19 protein-coding genes are annotated in these 21,154 nt (G+C 63.2%); 16 read left to right on the forward strand and 3 right to left on the reverse strand.

Translation table 11 applies throughout. From position 1 onward, the window contains the following. Positions 1–133 precede the first annotated feature (133 nt). The 4 genes from DTS01S_RS03400 to DTS01S_RS03415 all read left to right on the forward strand — a co-directional run bounded on the left by DTS01S_RS03400 (position 134) and on the right by DTS01S_RS03415 (position 5,458). Complete coding sequence (locus DTS01S_RS03400) at positions 134–2,317, forward strand: cytochrome c biogenesis protein ResB (protein WP_047326511.1); 2,184 nt, start codon at positions 134–136, stop codon at positions 2,315–2,317. Next, a complete protein-coding gene (gene ccsB, locus DTS01S_RS03405; RefSeq protein ID WP_016445532.1) occupies positions 2,314–3,651 on the forward strand; it encodes a c-type cytochrome biogenesis protein CcsB in 1,338 nt (445 codons plus the stop codon). Before DTS01S_RS03400 ends, ccsB begins: the two co-directional genes overlap by 4 nt. 192 nt (positions 3,652–3,843) lie before the next feature. Next, positions 3,844–4,824: a protein-methionine-sulfoxide reductase catalytic subunit MsrP gene (gene msrP, locus DTS01S_RS03410; RefSeq protein ID WP_016445533.1), complete on the forward strand. Its 981-nt coding sequence runs from the start codon at positions 3,844–3,846 to the stop codon at positions 4,822–4,824. A 13-nt stretch (positions 4,825–4,837) separates the two neighbouring features. Beyond that, the gene (locus DTS01S_RS03415) at positions 4,838–5,458 is read left to right on the forward strand and encodes a protein-methionine-sulfoxide reductase heme-binding subunit MsrQ (RefSeq protein WP_026062808.1); all 621 of its coding nucleotides are present in this window, start codon (positions 4,838–4,840) and stop codon (positions 5,456–5,458) included. Here the strand turns inward: DTS01S_RS03415 and DTS01S_RS03420 are convergent. After that, positions 5,455–6,282: an oxygen-binding di-iron domain-containing protein gene (locus DTS01S_RS03420; RefSeq protein WP_012207382.1), complete on the reverse strand. Its 828-nt coding sequence runs from the start codon at positions 6,280–6,282 to the stop codon at positions 5,455–5,457. The two genes, DTS01S_RS03415 and DTS01S_RS03420, sit on opposite strands and share 4 nt — an antisense overlap. Positions 6,283–6,373: 91 nt before the next feature. After that, positions 6,374–6,655 (reverse strand): LPS translocon maturation chaperone LptM, encoded by a 282-nt coding sequence (gene lptM / locus DTS01S_RS30285; protein ID WP_082254145.1) that lies wholly within the window; start codon positions 6,653–6,655, stop codon positions 6,374–6,376. A gap of 12 nt (positions 6,656–6,667) precedes the next feature. Here lptM and cyaY point away from each other — a divergent pair, with 12 nt between their 5' ends. Beyond that, the gene (cyaY, locus tag DTS01S_RS03430) at positions 6,668–7,006 is read left to right on the forward strand and encodes an iron donor protein CyaY (protein ID WP_017406663.1); all 339 of its coding nucleotides are present in this window, start codon (positions 6,668–6,670) and stop codon (positions 7,004–7,006) included. Between the two features lie 70 nt (positions 7,007–7,076). Here cyaY and DTS01S_RS03435 read toward each other — a convergent pair whose 3' ends face one another. Then, positions 7,077–9,401 (reverse strand): penicillin-binding protein 1A, encoded by a 2,325-nt coding sequence (locus tag DTS01S_RS03435; protein WP_017406662.1) that lies wholly within the window; start codon positions 9,399–9,401, stop codon positions 7,077–7,079. Positions 9,402–9,772: 371 nt separating this feature from the next. Here DTS01S_RS03435 and DTS01S_RS03440 point away from each other — a divergent pair, with 371 nt between their 5' ends. The 11 genes from DTS01S_RS03440 to DTS01S_RS03490 all read left to right on the forward strand — a co-directional run bounded on the left by DTS01S_RS03440 (position 9,773) and on the right by DTS01S_RS03490 (position 21,142). Then, entirely contained in the window at positions 9,773–10,852 is a 1,080-nt protein-coding gene (locus tag DTS01S_RS03440; RefSeq protein WP_026062715.1) for a pilus assembly protein PilM, read from the forward strand. Next, entirely contained in the window at positions 10,849–11,460 is a 612-nt protein-coding gene (locus DTS01S_RS03445; RefSeq protein ID WP_016445538.1) for a PilN domain-containing protein, read from the forward strand. Before DTS01S_RS03440 ends, DTS01S_RS03445 begins: the two co-directional genes overlap by 4 nt. Further along, entirely contained in the window at positions 11,460–12,137 is a 678-nt protein-coding gene (locus DTS01S_RS03450; RefSeq protein ID WP_017406659.1) for a type IV pilus inner membrane component PilO, read from the forward strand. Before DTS01S_RS03445 ends, DTS01S_RS03450 begins: the two co-directional genes overlap by 1 nt. Further along, complete coding sequence (locus DTS01S_RS03455; RefSeq protein ID WP_026062714.1) at positions 12,134–12,682, forward strand: pilus assembly protein PilP; 549 nt, start codon at positions 12,134–12,136, stop codon at positions 12,680–12,682. Before DTS01S_RS03450 ends, DTS01S_RS03455 begins: the two co-directional genes overlap by 4 nt. Beyond that, positions 12,679–14,826, forward strand: a complete 2,148-nt coding sequence (gene pilQ / locus DTS01S_RS03460; protein ID WP_026062713.1) for a type IV pilus secretin PilQ — start codon at positions 12,679–12,681, stop codon at positions 14,824–14,826. The genes DTS01S_RS03455 and pilQ overlap by 4 nt, the downstream gene beginning before the upstream one ends. Before the next feature lie 23 nt (positions 14,827–14,849). After that, positions 14,850–16,460, forward strand: coding sequence for an Ig-like domain-containing protein (locus tag DTS01S_RS03465; RefSeq protein WP_139223786.1), 1,611 nt, complete (start codon positions 14,850–14,852; stop codon positions 16,458–16,460). Positions 16,461–16,468: 8 nt separating this feature from the next. After that, entirely contained in the window at positions 16,469–17,014 is a 546-nt protein-coding gene (locus DTS01S_RS03470; protein WP_174538850.1) for a shikimate kinase, read from the forward strand. Positions 17,015–17,143: 129 nt separating this feature from the next. Continuing rightward, on the forward strand, positions 17,144–18,262 hold the full coding sequence (aroB, locus tag DTS01S_RS03475; protein ID WP_017406654.1) for a 3-dehydroquinate synthase: 1,119 nt from the start codon (positions 17,144–17,146) through the stop codon (positions 18,260–18,262). A 64-nt stretch (positions 18,263–18,326) separates the two neighbouring features. Beyond that, positions 18,327–19,505: a deoxyguanosinetriphosphate triphosphohydrolase gene (locus DTS01S_RS03480; RefSeq protein ID WP_017406653.1), complete on the forward strand. Its 1,179-nt coding sequence runs from the start codon at positions 18,327–18,329 to the stop codon at positions 19,503–19,505. A 138-nt stretch (positions 19,506–19,643) separates the two neighbouring features. Next, positions 19,644–20,264, forward strand: coding sequence for a DUF1415 domain-containing protein (locus DTS01S_RS03485; RefSeq protein WP_017406652.1), 621 nt, complete (start codon positions 19,644–19,646; stop codon positions 20,262–20,264). Then, on the forward strand, positions 20,261–21,142 hold the full coding sequence (locus DTS01S_RS03490; RefSeq protein WP_017406651.1) for a class I SAM-dependent methyltransferase: 882 nt from the start codon (positions 20,261–20,263) through the stop codon (positions 21,140–21,142). Before DTS01S_RS03485 ends, DTS01S_RS03490 begins: the two co-directional genes overlap by 4 nt. Positions 21,143–21,154 lie beyond the last annotated feature (12 nt).

Below are 21,154 nucleotides of genomic sequence, written 5' to 3' on the forward strand. Positions count from 1 at the left end.
CCCGGAACCGATGCGGTTCCCAGGGTAATCACCGGGAACCTATTGCCCTATAGACGCCCCAAGCCAGGCGGGTCCATCGCATGAATGCAGATGGTCCCGCTTTTTTCATTCGGGTTTTGGTTTTTCGCTCTTCATGTCAGACAACTCTTCCGGTGCCGCTCTTGCCTCCCCCCGCCCGCAGGCCGCGCGCGCGATGCTGGAGCTGCTGGCATCGATGCGCTTTGCGATCTCGCTGCTGACGGTCATCTGCATTGCCTCGGTGATCGGCACCGTGCTCAAGCAGCATGAGCCGGTGGGCAACTACGTCAACCAGTTCGGACCGTTCTGGGCCCAGCTGTTTCTTGCGCTCAAGCTCAATGCGGTCTACAGCGCCTGGTGGTTCCTGCTGATCCTGGCCTTTCTGGTGATCAGCACCTCGCTGTGCGTGGCACGCCATGCGCCCAAGTACCTGGCCGATCTGCGCAATTTCAAGGAAAACGTTCGCGAGCAAAGTCTCAAGGCCTTCAGCCACCGTGCGCAGAATGTGGTGCCCGGCAGCACCGAGGAAGCCGCCAGGCGCCTGGGCCAGCAGCTGGTGTCGGGCGGCTGGAAGGTGCGGCTGCAGCAGCGGGACACGGCGGCCGGTCCCGGCACGGGCTGGATGCTGGCGGCCAAGGCGGGCGCGGCCCACAAGCTGGGCTACATCGCCGCCCATGGCGCCATCGTGCTGATCTGCCTGGGGGGGCTGTTCGACGGTGACCTCATCGTGCGTGCGCAGATGTGGCTGGGAGGCAAAACACCTTATACCGGCGGTGGCCTGATCTCCGAGGTGTCCGAGCAGCACCGGCTGAGCGAACGCAACCCCACCTTCCGCGGCAACCTGCTGGTGACCGAGGGCGGCACGGCGGGCACGGCCATCCTGTCGCAGTCCGATGGCGTGCTGCTGCAGGAGCTGCCCTTTGCGGTGGAGCTCAAGAAGTTCATCGTCGAGTACTACTCCACGGGCATGCCCAAGCTGTTTGCCAGCGAGGTCGTCATCCACGACAAGGCCACGGGCGAGAAGCTGGAAAAGCGCATCGAGGTCAACCACCCGGCCAGCTACCGCGGCATCGAGATCTACCAGTCCAGCTTTGATGACGGCGGCTCGTCGGTGAAGCTGCATGCCGTGCCGCTGGAGGCCGGGACCAAGCCCTTCGATGTCGAAGGCGTGATTGGCGGCTCCAGCCAGTTCACGCGCAAGCTCGCCGACGGCAAGGACGAGGCGCTGACGCTGGAGTTTGCCGAGCTGCGCACCATCAACGTCGAGAACTTCGGCGGTGCGGGCGGCGCCAGTGGCAGCGCCACCGATGTGCGCAAGGTGGACCTGAAGCAGGCCATCGACGAGCGCCTGGGCGCGGCCCACAAGACCGTGACCAAGAAGGAGCTGCGCAACATCGGCCCCAGCATCCGCTACAAGCTGCGCGATGCCGCGGGCCAGGCGCGCGAGTTCCAGAACTACATGCTGCCCGTGGACACGGGCGACGGCCAGCGCGTGTTCCTGCTGGGCGTGCGCGACAACCAGGCCGACGCCATGCGCTATCTGCGCATTCCCGCCGACCCCGAAAGCGAAATGGACACCTTCCTGCGCCTGCGCAGCGCGCTGCAGGATCCCAAACTGCGCGAGCAGGCGGCCCGGGCCTATGTGGCCAAGGCCATCGATTCCTCGCGCTCCGAGCTGAGCGGTGCGCTGGCGCAGTCGGCCACCAAGGCGCTGGAGCTGTTCGCGGGACAGACCGACAAGAAGGGTCCCGATGGCAAGCCGCTGGGCGGGCTGCAGGCCATCTCCGATTTCATGGAAAGCAATGTGCCCGCGGCCGAGCGTGAACGCGCGGGCGAGGTGCTGGTGCGCATTCTCAATGGCGTGCTGTTCGAGATGGCCCAGATCGTGCGGGCCCAGGCCGGCCAGGCACCGCTGGAGCCCAGCGAGCAGACGCAGTCCTTCATGACACAGGCCGTGTTCTCGCTCAGCGACGCGCAGTTCTACCCCGTGCCCATGGTCTTCATGCTGCAGGACTTCAAGCAGGTGCAGGCCAGCGTGTTCCAGGTGGCGCGTGCGCCGGGCAAGAACGTGGTGTATCTGGGCTGCCTGTTCCTCATCATCGGCGTGTTCTGCATGCTGTACGTGCGCGACCGCCGCATCTGGATCTGGCTCACGCCCCGCGATGGTCAAAGCCATGCCGAAATGGCCTTGTCCACCAATCGCAAAACGCTCGATGGTGATAGAGAATTCGCCATGCTGGCCGGCAAGCTGATAGGCGCCGAGCCCATCCACAAGAAACCCCCCGGAGGTTCCGCATGAACACCGCCACCACGACGACTTTGACGCTCAACGAGGGCTTCTTCGCCCGCCGCAACTGGTTCGACTGGGTGTTTGCGGCCCTCGTGGCGGCGGGGCTGCTCTATGCGCTGCAGCGCTATGGCGAGTACATGGACGTCTACGAGAAGTGCATCCTGGTCGGCACCATTCCCGCGGCCATCTGGCTGGGCTGGTTCTGGCGCTCGCTGCGGGCGCTGATGCTGGTGGTGGCCGGGCTGTCGCTGCTGGCCATTGCGCTGTACCAGGGGCCGGAGGGGGCGCAGCTGGCGCGCTCGGACACGGTGTTCGGCCTCAAGTACTTCCTGTCCAGCCAGTCGGCCATCCTCTGGATGAGCATGGTGTTCTTCATCAGCACCGTCTTCTACTGGATCGGCATGTTTGCGCGGGGCGAGGGCACGGCGCTGTCGCTGCTGGGCTCGCGCCTGGCCTGGCTGGCCGTGACGCTGGCGCTGGTGGGCACCATGGTGCGCTGGTACGAGAGCTATCTGATCGGCCCTGACGTGGGGCACATCCCGGTCAGCAACCTCTATGAAGTGTTCGTCATGTTCTGCTGGATGACGGCGCTGTTCTATCTGTACTACGAACAGCACTACGACACGCGCGCCCTGGGTGGCTTCGTGATGCTGGTGGTCAGCGCGGCCGTGGGCTTTTTGCTGTGGTACACGCTGGTGCGCGAGGCGCACGAGATCCAGCCCCTGGTGCCGGCGCTCAAGAGCTGGTGGATGAAGCTGCATGTGCCGGCCAACTTCATCGGCTACGGCACCTTCGCGCTGGCTGCCATGGTCTCCTTCGCCTACCTCATCAAGCAGCAGGCCACGGAGACGCGCTGGTACAAGCTCGCCCCGCTGTGGATGCTGGGCGTGGTGCTGTGCTTCGAGCCCATCGTTTTCCGCAAGGGTGCGACCGACAACGGCGGCAGCTACTGGATGGTGTACTTCGGCGTCTCGGCGCTGATCGTGGCCGGCATCCTGCTGGCGCGCAAGCGCATCGCCGAGCGGCTGCCCAGCTTCGAGCTGCTGGACGATGTGATGTACAAGTCCATCGCCGTGGGCTTTGCCTTCTTCACCATCGCCACCGTGCTGGGCGCGCTGTGGGCGGCCGAGGCCTGGGGCGGCTACTGGAGCTGGGATCCCAAGGAAACCTGGGCGCTGATCGTCTGGCTCAACTACGCGGCCTGGCTGCACATGCGCCTGGTCAAGGGCCTGCGCGGCACCGTGTCCGCCTGGTGGGCGCTGGGCGGGCTGGCCATCACCACCTTCGCCTTCCTGGGCGTGAACATGTTCCTGTCGGGACTGCACAGCTACGGCGAGCTGTGATCCGCTGCTGATTCGGACCGCCGCCGAATAAAGGGCTGCATGCGCCGGCGCGCATGCAGCCCTTTTTGTATCCGGCTCTTTTTCATGGCAGTTGAGGCTGGGGCGTAGCATGGAACTTGCGCGGGCCTGCAAGGCTCCCAATCGTCATGCCGCCCGGCACCCCTGCCGCAGCAGGCACTTTCGGAGATTCCCATGCTGATCCGCTCCCACGACAACGGCTTCCAACATCCGCAAGGCAGCGAAATCACGCCCCGGGCGAGCTACCTGCAGCGCCGGGCCTGGCTGCAGTACCTGGCCGCAGGTTCGGCCGGTGCCGCCTTGCCGGGCTGGGCGGCAGGCGTGCAGCGCCCCGGCAAGCTGGCGGCGCTGGCTTCCGTGCCTTCGCAGGTGCCGGGTGCGAACTCCATGGAGCGCGTCACAGCCTATGCCGATGCGTCGCAGTACAACAACTTCTACGAATTCGGCCTGGACAAGGACGATCCTGCCAAGAACGCCCATACGCTCAAGACGCGGCCGTGGACAGTGAAGATCGAAGGCCTGGTCCAGCAGCCGCAGACACTGGACCTGGATGCGCTGCTCAAGCTCGCACCGCTGGAAGAGCGCATCTACCGGCTGCGCTGCGTGGAAGGCTGGTCCATGGTGATTCCCTGGGTCGGCTATTCCCTGGCCGAGCTGCTGCGCAAGGTGCAGCCGCTGGGCAGTGCCAAGTACGTGGAATTCGTGACCCTGGCCGACAAGGCGCAGATGCCGGGCCTGCGCAGCGGCGTGCTGGACTGGCCTTACACCGAGGGGCTGCGCCTTGATGAAGCCATGCACCCGCTGACGCTGCTGGCCTTCGGCATGTATGGCGAAGTGCTGCCCAACCAGAATGGCGCGCCCGTGCGGCTGGTCGTGCCGTGGAAATACGGCTTCAAGAGCGCCAAGAGCATCGTTGCCATCCGCCTGACCGACAAGGAGCCGGGCACGGCCTGGAACAAGGCGGCGCGCAACGAGTACGGCTTTTATTCCAATGTGAATCCGGACGTGCCGCACCCGCGCTGGAGCCAGGCCACGGAGCGGCGCATTGGCGAGGATGGCCTGTTCGCCAAGAAGCGCAAGACGCTGCTGTTCAACGGCTACGAAGCCCAGGTCGGCCAGCTCTACACGGGCATGGATCTGAAGAAGTTCTATTGATGCGGCCCATGCAATGACGGTGTTACAGCGCCTTTTGCTGCACCGGGCGGCCAAGCCGCTGGTGTTTCTTGTGTGCCTGCTGCCGTTTGCGTGGCTGCTGGCCGGAGCCATCCTGAACACTCTCGGCGCCAATCCGGCCGAGGCCCTGCTGCGCTCCACGGGGGACTGGACGCTGCGCTTTCTGTGCGTGGTGCTGGCCGTGACACCGCTGCGCCAGGCGCTGGGGCTGACGGCGCTGGCGCGCTTTCGGCGCATGCTGGGCCTGTATGTGTTCTTCTACGCCGTGCTGCACCTGCTGTGCTATGCGTGGTTCGACATGGGGCTGGACTGGGGCGAGATCGTGCTCGACATCCCAAAGCGCCCGTTCATCCTCGTGGGCTTTGCGGCCCTGCTCTTGCTGACCGCGCTTGCCGCCACATCGCCGCACCGTGTGCTCCGGGCCATGGGCGCAAAGCGCTGGCAATGGCTGCACCGCTGCATTTATGCGGTGGCGCCGCTGGCCCTGCTGCATTTCTTCTGGATGCGCGCGGGCAAGAACAACTTCGCCGAGGTCGGCGTATACGCCGCCATTCTTGCGCTGCTGCTGGGCTGGCGTGTGGCCCATGCACTGCGCCGCCGGCGCGCCAGAAGCTAGCCGGCGACGGCGCGCAGGGCAGGGCGCAGCTGGCGGGTGACGGGGTCGATGTCCGCCATGGGCAACTGGTAGTTGCGCTGGTCGAACAGATCAATGCCGCACTGCAGGCCTTCCAGCCAGTTGAACAGGTCGGCAATCGCCTTGGCGCCCATGATGGGCGCGCCGTGCTGGGGCACGATCATGTCGATGGGCAGCTGGCGCGCCATCTGCACCCACAGCCGCAGGATCTTGTTGGAGACCATGTAGCGGCGGTGAAAGCCTTCCATGCGCGCGATGTGCGGCACCAGATCGGTCACCGGCACCTGTGCCTCGATGCCGTTCATCAGGGACACGCCCAGGTCGCCCGTAAACAGGATGCGGCTGACGGGATCGTAGAAGTGGAAGTTGCCCTCGGCATGCAGGAAGTGGGCGGGCAGCAGGTGCAGCTCATGGCGGCCCAGCGGCAGCCGGCCGCCGGCGTCCGGCACGCCGATCACGCGGTTCTCGGTCTTGCCGACCTTGGTGAAGTGGGGCGCAAAGCGCTCCCAGATGCGCGAGATCACCAACTGGGCCTTGGTGCTGGTCATCCAGCGATCCAGCGAGGCAATGATGTCGGGATCGGCGTGGGAGGCAATCAGATAGGAAAGCTTGTGCGGCGCGAAATGCCGAGACATGCCCATGAACAGCTCGTTGAACGCGAGATTGCCGCCCGGATCGATGATGGCGCCCGTGTCGTCATCGACGATGAGGAACTGGTTGGCCTGGATGGCCTGTCCATCTTCCTCGATGAGGTCGGTGAACATCAGGCAGGCGTGGTTTTTGTCTCGGTAAAGCTCTACGGGCATGGCGGGTTGTCGAGGGACAAGATGCGGTCACTCTAAGCGCCATGCCATGCAGCGGGGTTGACGTGCATCAAGCCGCAGTGCGGCTGCCGCGTCAGTCGGCCTGTGGCCTGCGGGAGTCCGAGGCGCCCGTGGGCGTGGAGCTTTCCTCGACGGCTGCATTGGAGGGGCCGGTCGGCAAGGTGGTGGGCGCCGGTGCGGGCGTTGCCCGCTCGGCCGGGCTGGAGATGCCCAGGGTCTGCGGCAGCGTGGCGCGGTGGCTGGCGGCTGGCGAGCTGGGCAGGAACAGAGGCCCCTTCTGCCCACAGGCCGCAAGGGACGCCGCACAGGCCCCAAGGGCAATGCACCTGACTAGAATTTGCGAGGCTTTCAACATAAGCGAATTGTAATGACCGACCAAGAATTTCTGGACCTTGCCGAACGACTGCTGCTGGCGGTGGAGCAAGACTGCGATCGCATCAACGATGAAACCGATGCCGACCTCGATGCCCAGCGCGTGGGAGGCATGGTGACCCTGGTCTTTGCCAACCGCAGCCAGATCGTGATCAACCAGCAAAAGCCGCTGCACGAGATCTGGCTGGCCGCCAAGGCCGGCGGCTTCCACTACCGCTACGACGCGTCGCAGGGCGCCTGGCTCGATACCAAGGGCGCGGGCGAGTTCTTCGCCAACCTGAGCCGCTACGCCACCGAGCAATCGGGCCTGGCGCTGCAGTTCTCGGCACGCTGAGACCCCGGCTTTCGGCTGGCTCCAAAAGAAAAGCCCGGCATGGCCGGGCTTTCTTGCGTGGTCGACCGCCTCAGTTGCGGAACAGGTCGAGGATGCGGTTGCGCTCCTCGGTGGCGGGCGGGGGCGTGGCGCCTGCGGCGCTGCCCGTGGATGCACTGTCCATGCCCAGGCTGCTGACGCCGCCGTTGCGCGCGTTTTCCTCGTAGTACCACTCGCCGCCCATGTTCACGACGCCGGGCGGCACGGGCATCTCGGCCACGGGAACGCCCTTGAGCGCGTGCTGCATGAAGCTGATCCAGATCGGCAGGCTCAGGCCGCCGCCGGTCTCGCGGCTGCCCAGGTTGCGCGGCGTGTCGTAGCCGATCCAGGATACGGCGGCCAGCGTGGGCTGGAAGCCCGCAAACCAGGCATCCACCGAATCGTTGGTCGTGCCGGTCTTGCCATACAGGTCGGGGCGCTTGAGCGTGGACTGCGCGCGCGCTGCCGTGCCCACGCGCGCCACGTCCTGCAGCAGGCTGTCCATGATGAAGGCGTTGCGCGCGTCGATGGCCTGGGGCAGTTCCTGCACCGGGGGCGGTGTGAATTCGGACAGGATGCGGCCCTTGTGATCGGTGACGCGGGAAATCAGCCAGGGATTGACGCGGTGGCCGCCGTTGGCGAACACGGAGTAGCCGGCCGCCAGCTGCAGCGGCGTGACGGCACCTGCGCCCAAAGCCATGGTCAGGTAGGCCGGGTGCTTGGCGGCATCAAAGCCGAAGCGCGTGACCCACTCCTGGCCCTGCTTGGGTCCCACGGCCTGCAGCAGCCGGATGGAGATCATGTTCTTGGACTTGTTCAGGCCCGTGCGCATGGTCATCGGCCCGTCGTAGCGGCTGTCGTAGTTCTTGGGCTCCCAGGGCTGCCCCCCCGTCACGCCCGCACTGAAGAACAGCGGCGCGTCATTGATCATGGTGGAGGGCGAGAAGCCCTTTTCCAGCGCCGCGGAGTAGATGAAGGGCTTGAAGGCCGAGCCGGGCTGGCGCCAGGCCTGGGTCACATGATTGAACTTGTTCTTCTGGAAGTCGAAGCCGCCGATCAGGGCGCGCAAGGCGCCCGTCTGGGGAACCAGGGCCACGAAGGCGCCTTCCACCTCGGGCAGCTGCGTGATTTCCCAGGTGTTCTTGGGCGTCTTGACCACCCGGATCACGGCGCCGGGACGGATCTTGATGTTGGGCGGTGCCTTGGGGTTCAGGCCCGATTCGGCAGGCTTGAGGCCTTCGCCCGTGATCTCGATCTGCTCGCCGTCGGCACGGGCCGCCAGGATCTTGCGCGGGTTGGCATCCAGCACCACGGCGGCGAGCACGTCTCCGTTGTCGGGGTGGTTGGCCAAGGTGTCGTCGATGGCGTCTTCACGGTCCTCGGCGTCGGCGGGCAGGGCCACGAACTTTTCGGGGCCGCGGTACTTCTGGCGGCGCTCGTAGTCCATGATGCCGCGGCGCAGCGCGGCGTAGGCGGCTTCCTGTTCGCCGGCATTGATGGTGGTGTAGACGTTCAGGCCGCGCGTGTAGGCCTCGTTGCCGTACTGGGCAAAGATCAGCTGGCGCGCCATTTCGGCCACGTACTCGGCATGCACCCGGGTGTTGAAGGAGCCTGTGCGGATCTTCAGCGGCTCGGCCTTGGCTTCAGTGGCCTGGGCCGCCGTGATGAAGCCGTTTTCCTCCATGCGCTCGATGATGTAGAGCTGGCGCGAGCGGGCGCGCTTGGGGTTGCTGATCGGGTTGTAGGCCGAGGGCGCCTTGGGCAGGCCGGCCAGCATGGCCGCTTCGGCGACGGTGATGTCCTTCAGTGGCTTGCCGAAATAGGCTTCACAGGCGGCGGCAAAGCCATAGGCCCGATTTCCCAGATAAATCTGGTTCATGTAGATCTCGAGAATCTGGTTTTTGCTCAGCAGATGCTCTAGCTTAAAAGTCAGTAAGACTTCGTAAATTTTGCGTGTAAAAGTTTTCTCGGAAGACAGATAGACATTGCGTGCCACCTGCATGGTGATGGTCGATGCGCCCTGGCTTTTCACGCGGCCCAGATTGGCCAGCGCGGCGCGGGCCATGCCCTTGTAGTCGACGCCACCGTGCTCGAAAAAGCGGGTGTCTTCAATGGCCAGCACCGCGTCGGTCATCACTTTGGGGATGTCCTGGATGGGCGTCAGCGTGCGCCGCTCCTCGCCGAACTCGCCCAGCAGGGCGCCTTCGCTGGAGTACACGCGCAGCGGCAGCTTGGGCCGGTAGTCGGCCAGCTCGGACACGTCGGGCAGGTTGGGGTAGGCCATGGCCAGGGCCACGGCCACCGTCAGCATCAGGGCCAGCGCGCCGGCGACGGCGATGCCCGCCAGCCATAGCAAGGCCTTGGGAAACCAATGCATGGGCTTGGACGGAGCGGAGCGAGGCTTTCCAGCCTGGGGTTCTCGGGAGTCTGAGGACGGCATGTCGCAGGGAGTGCTGAGGAGTGCCGCATTATAAAAATGCGTTCCCCAGGGGGTCGGTAGGAGGCGGCTGCACACGGTTGCCAGCATGGCCGCAAGCCTCGCATCCTAAGCCAGGCGTACAGGCCGACATGCAAGCAGGGGTGCATTCCTGTCGCATTTGATGGCCCGCAACAATGTCTGTTTTTGGCCACTACCGTCAACCATGCTCCGGCAGGCATGGTGAGTTGCGCGCAGTCTTGCTGATAGCATTCAACCTATATGTGAAGGTTTGTTGCGTTCTTTACATACACAAGAAGAGGGAGGGCAAGTTGATTGCTATGGGATCCTTATTCAGTCGCCAGCCCGCACCTTTGCTAGGCATCGACATCAGTTCTTCGAGCGCCAAGCTCGTTGAGCTGTCTCGTGCCAGGTCGGGCGAACTGTTGCTGGAGCGCTGTGCCATCGAGCCGCTGGAGCGGGGATGGATCACGGATGGCAACATCGAAAAGTTCGACGAAGTGGCAGAGGCTGTACGGCGGCTGGTCAAAAAAAGCGGCACGCGGACCAAGAACGTGGCCATGGCATTGCCGGCTTCGGCCGTGATCACCAAGAAGATTTCGCTGCCCGACGGCATGAGCGAGCAGGAACTGGAGGTCCAGGTCGAATCCGAGGCCAATCAGTACATTCCTTTTTCGCTCGACGAAGTGAGTCTGGACTTCTGTGTCATAGGCCCGTCATCGAATTCGCCTGGCGACGTGGATGTGCTCATTGCCGCCTCCCGCCGCGAGAAGGTGCAGGACCGCCAGGGCCTGGCCGAGGCGGCCGGCCTCAAGCCGATGGTCATCGACATCGAGCCCCATGCCTCCCGCATGGCCGCCGGACGGTTGATCGAGCGCCTGCCCAATCAGGGCAACAACGCTTTGGTGGCACTGTTCGAGGTAGGCGCCATGACGACCAGCATGCAGATCCTGCGTGACGACGAGGTGCTGTACGACCGTGACCAGGCCTTTGGCGGCGCCCAGCTGACGCAGCTGATCGCGCGCCAATATGGCTTCTCCCTCGAAGAGGCCGAGTCCAAGAAGCGCAACGGCGAACTGCCGGAGGACTACGCCTCCGCCGTGCTCAAGCCCTTCGTGCAGAGCATGACGCAGGAAGTGTCGCGCGCACTGCAGTTCTTTTTCACCAGCACGCCCCACAACCGCATAGACCACATCCTGCTGGCTGGCGGCTCGGCACCGCTTTCCGGCCTGTCCGAGGCCATCACGCAGCAGACCGGATTCGCCTGCAGCCTTGCCAACCCCTTCGATGGCATGGAAGTCGGCAGCGGCGTGCGCCTCAAGCGCATGTCGCGCGAGGCCCCCGCCTACCTGACCGCCTGCGGTCTGGCCATGCGGAGGTTTGTGTCGTGATCCTGATCAATCTGCTTCCTCACAGAGAAGCCACACGCAAGCGACGCAAGGAAGCATTCCAGGCCACCATGGTCCTTTCGGCCCTGATAGGGGTTTTGATCATTGGTGCTGTCTACTGGTGGTACCAGATGATGATCGAAGCCCAGCAGGCAAAGAACAGCATGCTGCGCGCCGAGATCACGGTGCTGGAGTCCCAGATCAAGGAAATCGCCGGGCTGGAGGATGAGATCACTGCCCTGCGTGCACGTCAGAAGGCCGTGGAAGACCTGCAGTCCGATCGCAATCTGCCGGTGCACATGCTCAACGAGCTGGTGTCCCAACTGCCCGATGGCGTCTACATCACCAGCATCAAGCAGGAAGGTCTGGCCGTGACCATGCAGGGCACGGCGCAGTCCAATGAGCGGGTGTCCGAGATGCTGCGCAATCTGTCCGAGGGAACGCCCTGGATCTCCAAGCCGGAACTGGTGGAGATCGTGGCCAAGACGGTCAACGTCACGCCCAAGGACCAGCGCCGTGCTGCAGCGTTCAATCTGCGCTTCCAGCTCACGCGCGCCAGCGTTGCGGAGAAAGGCCTTCCGACGGCGGCCAACCCAGGAAAGTCCCAGTGATGGCCAAGAAGAAAAAGAACGACATCGACTTCTCCGCACTGCAGGAGAACATCCAGCGCCAATTCCGTGGTCTTGATCCCAATGATCCTTCGCGGTGGCCCTTGCTGCCGCGTTTTCTGTTGTGCGTTGCCATTGCGTTGGGCGTCGCCGCCTTGCTCTGGTACGTACTGATCAAGGACTATGAGGACATGCTGGAGCAAGAGCGCAACACCGAAGTCACGCTGCGCCAGGACTTCAGCCAGAAGCTGTCCAAGGCGGTCAGCCTGGATGGCCTGAAGAAGCAGCGTGAACAGGTCCAGCAATATGTGACACAGCTGGAAAAGCAGTTGCCCAGCAAGGCGGAAATGGCTGCGCTGCTCTCGGACATCAACCAGGCCGGACTGGGGCGCAGCCTGCAGTTTGAAACGTTCCGCCCCGGGGCGATGGTGGTCAAGGAGTACTACGCCGAGCTGCCCATTGCTTTGAAGGTCACAGGACGCTTTCATGACATCGGTTCATTCGCTTCCGACGTGGCCTACCTGTCTCGCATCGTGACCTTGAACAACTTGTCGATTGTCCCTGTGGGCAAGGAGGGCAGCGAGGTCTTGAGCATGGAGGCGACGGCGCGAACCTTCCGCTACCTGGATGCCGAGGAAGTGCAGGCGCAACGTGCGGCCGCCGGGAAGGGCAAGAAATGAGGCAAATGCGTTTTCGCGGCTGGCTTGTGCTGGCCGCCTGTCTGTCGCTGGTGGCGTGCACTTCATCCGAGCATGAGGAATTGCAGACCTGGATGGCGCAGGAGCGTGCCAATGCAAAGCCTCGCGTCAAACCATTGGAAGAGCCGAAGTTATTCACGCCTCAGGCCTACCTGGGTTCGGAGGGGATGGATCCCTTCAACCCTTTGAAGCTGATGCAGGTGTTGCGCAGAGAGTCCGTGCAGTCCAACGCGAATACCAGCTTGATGGCTGCAGAGCTCAACCGCCGCAAGGAGCCGCTGGAAGCAGAGCCCCTGGATGCAATGACCATGGTGGGCAGCCTGGACAAGAAGGGTGTGCCCACGGCCTTGATCAGAGTCGGAACATTGCTGTATCAGGTCCGTGCAGGAAATTACCTGGGCCAGAACTACGGAAAGATCACCCGGATCACGGAGACTTCCATCCAGTTGCGCGAAATCGTCCAGGATGGCAGCGGCGACTGGATAGAAAGAAATAGCACACTGGAGTTGCAGGAGGGAAGGAAATGATGGGCACACATCGCAGCATGTCTCACAAAGCTCGCTGGGGAATCGCCTTGGGCGGTTGGTTGCTGGGCTCCTTTGCATGGGCGCAGTCCGCGATAGAGTCGGTCTCCGGTTCCATCCAGGGGGGCACCGAGGTGGTGCGCATCGAGCTTTCCGAAGCGCTGGCTGCGGACCCGACCGGATTTGCGATCCAGTCGCCTGCGCGGATCGCACTGGATTTTCCTGGCGCAACCAATGCGACGGGCAAATCGATGGTCGAGCTCAACCAGGGCAACCTGCGTTCCATCAATATCGTGGAAGCCTCTGGCCGTTCCCGGCTGGTGCTGAATTTGAAATCGGCGACTTCCTACCGCACTGAACGCCAAGGCAAGGCGTTGCTGATCCTGCTGGATCCTGTGGCCGCGTCTGCTGCGGTGAAGCCTTCTGCGCAGCAGGGTGTGTTTGAAGCCAAGACAGCCGTCGGTAGCGATGTCCAACCCATTCGGGATGTTGATTTCCGTCGTGGCAGCGATGGCTCGGGCCGCATCGTCGTGGGATTGAGCAATAGCCAGGTCGGCGTGGACCTGCGCCGCGAAGGCAAGGAACTGGTCGTCGATTTTCTGCGTTCCTCCCTGCCTGAAGGCTTGCGCCGCAAGCTGGATGTTGCGGATTTCGGAACACCGGTGCAGACAATCTCATCGGTGCAGCAGGGGGAATCCGTGCGCATGCGTATCGCTCCCGTCGGCGACTGGGAGCACAGTGCCTACCAAAGCGACAGCCAGTTTGTGATCGAGGTCCGCCAGAAAAAGGTGGATGTGAGCAAGCTCACGCAGGGCCCGGGCTACAGCGGTGAAAAGCTCTCCCTGAATTTCCAGAACATCGAAGTGCGGTCCCTGCTGCAGGTGATTGCCGACTTCACGAACTTCAACATCGTGACCTCGGATACGGTTTCCGGGGCGTTGACCCTGCGTCTCAAGGATGTTCCCTGGGACCAGGCCCTGCAGATCATCATGGATGCCAAGGGCCTGGGCATGCGCAAGTCGGGCTCGGTGCTCTGGATTGCGCCCAAGGATGAGATCGATGCGCGCACCAAGCGTGACTATGAAGCCGCGATGGAAATCCAGAAACTGGAGCCGCTGCGCACCCAGGGCTTTCAGCTGAACTATGCGAAGGCGGCCGATATCCTGTTGCAAATCACGACGAACACCAGCTCTGCCGGGGTTGGAGGAACTGCGACGAGATTTCTGTCCGAGCGCGGGTCCGCAATCTCCGAGCCTCGAACCAACCAACTCTTTGTGACGGACACTCCCGCCAAGCTTGAGGCAATGAAAGCATTGCTGGCCACGCTGGATGTGCCAGTGCGGCAAGTGCTCATTGAAGCGCGTATTGTGGAAGCCCGTGACACGTTCGGTCGTGCGCTGGGGGTACGCCTCGGCGGCGGGGACTTGCGTGCCCAGCGTGGTGGCGATGGTGGCTACAGCATCGGCGGTGACAATCGTGTTGTCTTCGGTACGGGGTTCGATAACGCAAATGCTTCTGCGGGTGCTGGAGGCACGGTCAACACTTCGGGCAGCTTCGTGAATCTTCCTGCATCCTTGTCAGGAGTTTCAGGATCTGGCACGTTTGCCATGTCCATCTTCAACGCTGCAGCCAATCGCTTCCTTACGCTGGAGCTCTCGGCGATGGAGGCCGACGGACAAGGCAAGATCATTTCAAGCCCTCGTCTCATGACCGCTGACCAGACCAAGGCGCTGATCGAGCAGGGTACTGAATACCCATATTCAGTCACCGCACCCAACGGAGCGACCACCATAGCCTTCAAGAAGGCGGTGTTGAAGCTGGAAGTGACGCCGCAGATAACTCCTGAAGGCGATATCATCCTGGATCTGGATATCAACAAGGATTCTCGCGGTGAAACCACGACCCAGGGGGTGGCCATTGACACAAAGCATATCAAGACGCAGATCCTGGTGCAAAACGGTGGCACCGTGGTGATTGGCGGTATTTTTGAGTTGGAAGAAACGAACCAGGAAAACAAGATTCCATTGTTGGGTGATGTGCCCGTGCTGGGAAATCTTTTCAAGAGCCGATCCAAGACTTCTTCCAAGAGAGAAATGCTGGTATTCATTACGCCAAAAATGATTTCTGATAGCGCTGCAAAACGCTGAGTGAAAATTTAGGGAGATATCTGATGAAAAAACTGTGGTTGACCACTTTGACGGCCTTTGCTCTGGTCGCATGTGGAGGTGGGGGGGGGAATCCAGGGACACCTGGAGGAGGTACGGGAGGCGGAACGACACCGGATGTGGCCAGTGTCGAGTTCCTTCTTGACAAGACTGTTGTCGCCAATTCGGGAAGTGACTCCGCCACCTTGACGGTCACAGCACTGTCTGCAAGCAGGAATCCTGTAGCCAATGCACCTGTCTCTGTTGTGCTGGATTCAGGTGTTTTTACACCCAACGCCAACGTGACGGATGCCTCGGGTCGTGTTACTGGAAAGATAGAGATCGGTGGTGATCGTTCCAATCGGGATATCCGCTTCAACCTGAAGGCTGGTAATCAGTCGGGGACAGGTGTTGTGGCTGTCACCGGCAGCCAGATCGCCTTGACTGTGGTTCCCTCTGCTCCTTCTCCGGGACAACCAGTGGAGGTCACGGCAAAAATCTCGGATGCGAATGGCGCAGGAATTTCTGGCATTCCTGTTGTGCTTTCTGGATCGGTTCTCAGTGCTGCGGTGACGGCCCAGACGGACACGTCCGGTGTGGCCAAGTTTGCGGCGTTCAGTGCGCCCAGCACTGCCCAGGTCTACTCCCTGCAGGCCAAGGCCTCGGGAGTGGTCTCGAACGAGCAGATCACTGTGGCGGGCGGCGCTGCCCAGATTCCCGATGCGGTGGGTGTTGTCAGCGCAGCAAGCCTCTCCATCGTGCCGAATACCGTCAAGCCCAATCTGGATGGCGGACGTACAAATATGGCGCAATTGAGGGCACTGTTCCTGGATAAGGACAACCGCGCCATTCCCAATATGCGCGTCCGCTTCGAGATCGTTCCGCCCGGGCTGGGTTCCGGAGAAGCCATCTCCACGGGCAGCCAGTCCGTGATTTCCAATGCCAGCGGTGTTGCCTTGGCGCAATATATTCCAGGCTTGCGCATCAGCCCGACCAATGGGGTCAGCATCCGCATGTGCTACGGCAATTCTGATGCCGCCGTATCCAATGGAAAGTGCCCCGCGTCGCGCGTCAGCACTCTGACGGTTGCCAGCGAGCCTGTTTCCATCACTATTGGCGACAACAATGAGCTGGAAAAGGGCGCCAACAACCTGACCTATATCAAGAAATTCGACGTGGCTGTTGCCAATGCTGCCGGCGAGGCGGTTGCGGATGCGGATGTTTCGGTCAGCGTGGATATCCTGCGATATGGATTTGGCAGCTATGACAATGTGAAGAATGCACATGTCGATGGATCCGGTTTTTGCCTGAATGAGGATATCAACCGCAACGGCAATCTGGACAGCGGTGAAGACGCCAATGGCGATGGCCGCTTGACGCCGCCCAAGGCAGACATCGTGGTTTCCTATTTCAATGGCCGCAAAACGGGAGCCAATGGCCGCGTGATCGTGCAGACGGAATATCCGCAGAACGTAGCCACCTGGCTGATCTACAAGCTGACGGTGAGCTCCAATGCGGCTGGTTCCGAAGGTCGTGCCGAGCGCATCTTTGTGACCTCGTTCGTCGAGGGCGACCAGAAGAACGGCTCCTTCCTGACCTCGCCTTACGGAGTGACATCCGTCTGCCTGCCCGAGTGAACAAGTCGGTGAATCCCGATCAAGGTCCAGCCTCGCTCCGTGCGCCGGTGGTGGCCCTGATCGGCCTGCCCGGCTCCGGCAAATCGACCATAGGGCGCCAGCTGGCGCGCCTGTGGTCGATGCGTTTTGTGGATTCGGACCATGTGATCGAGCAGCGCCTGGGCTGCAGCATCCGGGAGTTTTTCGAGCGTGAGGGCGAGCAGGCTTTTCGCGACATGGAGTCGCAGGTCATTGATGAGCTGTCGGCCTCCACATCCAGCCTGCTGTTGTCCACGGGCGGCGGCGTGGTGCTGCGCGAGCAAAACCGCCGCCATCTGCATGAGCGCACCCAGGTCTTCTACCTGGATTGCACGCCAGAGGATATCGCCGCACGGCTGCGCAACGATGTGACGCGGCCCTTGCTGCAGGTGGAGGATCCGGCGTTGCGCCTGCGCGAGTTGCTGCTGCAGCGCGAGCCCCTGTATCTGGAGACGGCGCACTTCGTGATCCAGACATCCGGCCTGTCTGTGGCGCAGGCCGCCCAGCGCATACGCATGCAGGCGGAGCTGGCCTGAACGCTGCCCGCTGGAACACCAAAGGCCTCGGCACTTGCCGAGGCCTTTTTCTTTAAGATCGGCAGTTGCCGGGCGCGCTGCCGTGTCGCGGAAACCTTTTCATTCTTTCTCCCCTGGAGCGACATCATCTTGCCCCACGCCTCCTCCTCGCCTGCTGCCCAGGTCGTGACCATTGACCTGGGTGAGCGCTCCTATCCGATTGCCATCGGCACCGGCCTGCTGCACCAGGCAGCCACCTATGCCGCGCTGCCTTCTGCGGCACAGGCCGTCATCGTCAGCAACGATGTGGTCGCACCGCTCTATGAGCCCGCACTGCGCCGCGTGCTGGAGCAGCGCTACCGCAGCGTGCGGACCGTGGTGCTGCCCGATGGCGAAGCCCACAAGGACTGGCAGACGCTGAATCTGATCTTCGATGACCTGCTGTCCGGTGGTTGCGACCGCAAGACCGTGCTGTTCGCGCTGGGCGGCGGCGTCATTGGCGACATGACGGGCTTTGCTGCCGCCAGCTACATGCGCGGCGTGCCCTTCGTGCAAGTGCCCACCACGCTGTTGTCGCAGGTGGACTCGTCGGTGGGCGGCAAGACCGCCATCAACCATCCGCTGGGCAAGAACATGATCGGCGCCTTCTACCAGCCGCAGCTGGTGGTTTGCGATCTGGCCTCGCTGGACACGCTGCCCGTGCGCGAGCTGAGCGCCGGCCTGGCCGAGGTCATCAAGTACGGGCCGATCGCCGACATGGAATTCCTGGCCTGGCTGGAAGAGAACATGGATGCCTTGCTTGCCCGCGACCGCACTGCACTGGCGCACGCGATCAAGCGCAGCGTGGAGATCAAGGCCTGGGTGGTGGGGCAGGACGAGAAAGAGGCCGGATTGCGCGCCATTCTCAATTTCGGCCACACCTTCGGGCATGCGATCGAAGCCGGCATGGGCTACGGCAACTGGCTGCACGGCGAAGGCGTGGGCGCAGGCATGGTCATGGCGGCCGAGCTGTCGCAGCGCCTTGGCCTGGTGGATGCCGCCTTTGTGCAAAGGCTGCGCGTGCTGATCGAACGTGCGGGCCTGCCGGTGCGCGGCGCCGTGCTGGATGCGCGTGACAACGCTGGCCGCTATCTGGAACTGATGCGCGTGGACAAGAAGTCCGAGGCGGGCGAGATCCGCTTCGTTCTCATTGACGGGCCCGGCAAGGCCATCATGCGTTCGGCCCCCGACGCAATGGTGCGCGAGGTCATCAACGCCTGCTGCGCCTGATCCGCAGCGCAGGGGGCAAGCAGGAACTGCTAGAGTGGCCTCGTCAGCATGATGAGGCGATCGAATGCAGAAACAGGCCCTGGCCCCCTATGCCTGCAACCCGGCGTTCAGCCGGGGGCGGCGTTTCCCGGAGGCGCCTGCGCCCACGCGCAGCGACTTCCAGCGCGACCGGGACCGCATCGTCCATTCCTCGGCCTTCCGGCGCCTGGTCTACAAGACTCAGGTCTTCGTCAACCATGAGGGCGACCTGTTCCGCACCCGCCTGACGCACTCGCTGGAAGTGGCCCAGCTGGGCCGCTCGGTGGCCCGGTCGCTGCAACTGGACGAGGATCTGGTCGAGGCCATCTGCCTGGCCCACGACCTGGGCCACACCCCCTTCGGCCATGCGGGCCAGGACGCGCTCAATGCCTGCATGAAGCCGCATGGCGGCTTCGAGCACAACCTGCAAAGCCTGCGCGTGGTGGACCGGCTGGAAGAGCGCTATCCAGCCTTTGACGGCCTGAACCTGAGCTTCGAGACGCGCGAGGGCGTTCTCAAGCACTGCTCGCGCACCAATGCCGAGCACCTGGAGGCGCGCGAGCCCGGCGGCGTGGCGCAGCGTTTTCTGCTGGGCCGGCAGCCTTCGCTGGAGGCCCAGCTGTGCAACCTGGCCGATGCCATTGCCTACAACGCCCATGACGTGGACGATGGCGTGCGCTCCGGCCTGATCACCATGCCCCAGCTGTGCGAGGCTGTTCCCCTGTTCGCGCGCTATCACGACGCAACACTGGCCGAGCATCCTCAACTGGGCATGCCCCTGGCCGAGCGGCGCCTGCTGTACGAAAGCATCCGCCGCATGCTCAGCGACCAGGTCTATGACGTGATCGCCGCCACGCAGCAACGCATTGCTCAGGCACGGCCTTGTTCGGTCGATGAGGTGCGCGCACAGGCTGGCCCCCTGGTGGGCTTCAGCGATACCATGAGGCAGCAGTCGCTGCAGCTCAAGCAGTTCCTGTTCCGCAATCTCTATCGCCATGAACAGGTGATGAAGACCATGGACGGCGCGCAGCAGGTGGTGGCCGAGCTGTTTGCGGCCTACATGGTCGAGCCCGATCGCATGAAGCCGCGCTTCGTGCAGCGGGCCATGCTGGCCGAGGACGTATCGGCGCGTGCGCGGGTGGTGGCCGACTTCATCGCCGGGATGACGGACCGCTACGCGGCCCGTGAGCATGAGCTGCTGACGGGCCTGCGCCTGCTGGGCTGAGAAATCCGAGCAACGGCGTCGCCGGGGCGGCGCGGCTAGAATGCGGACCCTGCGTGACAGGGCAGGGAAGGGTTCCTGGACGGTTTCGCAATGTCTGGGGGCGCAGCGCCCCCGTTCGCATTTTTGAAGGGCACAGCCATGACCGATACCAACCACGAGATTCGCGCGGCCGAGTTTCCGCCTGTCACCGTGATCGAGGATACGGTGCACTGGCTCGAAAAGGCCGTGATCGGCCTGAACTTGTGCCCCTTCGCCAAGGGCGTGCACATCAAGGGCCAGATCCACTACACGGTCAGCCAGGCCACCGACGCCGAGGGCGTGGCGGCAGACCTGCACCGCGAGCTGGAAGCCCTGGCCGAGGCCTCCCCGGACAAGCGCGACACCACGCTGCTGATCCTGCCGCACGCATTGCAGGACTTCCTGGACTTCAACGACTTTCTCGAAGTGGCCGACGCCATGGTCGAGGAGCTGGACCTGGGCGGCATCCTGCAGGTGGCCTCGTTCCACCCGCAGTTCCAGTTCGAGGGCACCGAAGCCGACGACGTCACCAACTGCACCAACCGCTCTCCCTATCCCACGCTGCACCTGCTGCGCGAGGACAGCATAGACAAGGCGGTCGAGGTGTTCCCCGAAGCCGAATCCATCTACGAGCGCAACATGGAGACGCTGGAGAAGATCGGCATCGAAGGCTGGCTGGACCTGGGTGTGGGCGCGCGCTGCCCTATGGCGCACGCAGCCAAGCCGGACGCTGCCGAATGAAGGCGCGCCAGGGCAAGCCTGCCGCAAAGCCCGAGCAGGATGTGACCGCGCAGCTGGGCCTCAAGCCCGGCCAGTCCATTGAACTGCTCAAGGCACTGCACATCCTCACGCGCGAAGGCAAGATCAACCAGGATTCGCGCCGCAAGCTCAAGCAGGTCTACCACCTCTACCAGTTCATCGCGCCCATCCTCGAAGAACTGTCGGCCGACGGCCATGCGGTCACCCTGGCCGACCACGGCGCCGGCAAGTCCTACTTGGGATTCATCCTCTACGACCTGTATTTCAAGCCGCTGGGGCGCGGCCATATCTACGGCATAGAAACGCGCGCGCCGCTGGTGGAGGCTTCGCAGAAGCTGGCTGCCGAGCTGGGCTTCGAGCGCATGGGCTTTCTGAACATGTCGGTGGCCGAGTCCACGCATGCCGACTTCATGCCTGCGCAATTCGACGTGGTCACGGCCCTGCACGCCTGCGACACCGCCACCGACGACGCCATCGCCTTCGGCCTGGAGAAGAAGGCCAAGGCCATGGTGCTGGTGCCCTGCTGCCAGGCCGAGGTCGCAGCCTGCCTGCGCCAGACCAAGGCGCTGAGCCTGACGCGCACGCCGCTGGCCGAACTGTGGCGCCATCCCATACACACCCGCGAAATGGGCAGCCAGCTCACCAACGTGCTGCGCTGCCTGTACCTGGAGGCCTGCGGCTACCAGGTCACCGTGACAGAGCTGGTGGGCTGGGAGCACAGCATGAAGAACGAGCTGATCATTGCGCGCTACACGGGGCAGAAAAAGCGCAGTGCGGTCGAGCGCATGCGCGCCATCCTGGCGGAGTTCGGCCTGCAGGATGCGATGGCACAGCGCTATCCGCTGCTGCAGGCAGCCTGAGCCGGCTGCCGC

Source organism: Delftia tsuruhatensis NBRC 16741 (genome assembly GCF_001571325.1).
Classification (GTDB): Bacteria; Pseudomonadota; Gammaproteobacteria; order Burkholderiales; family Burkholderiaceae_C; genus Comamonas; species Comamonas tsuruhatensis.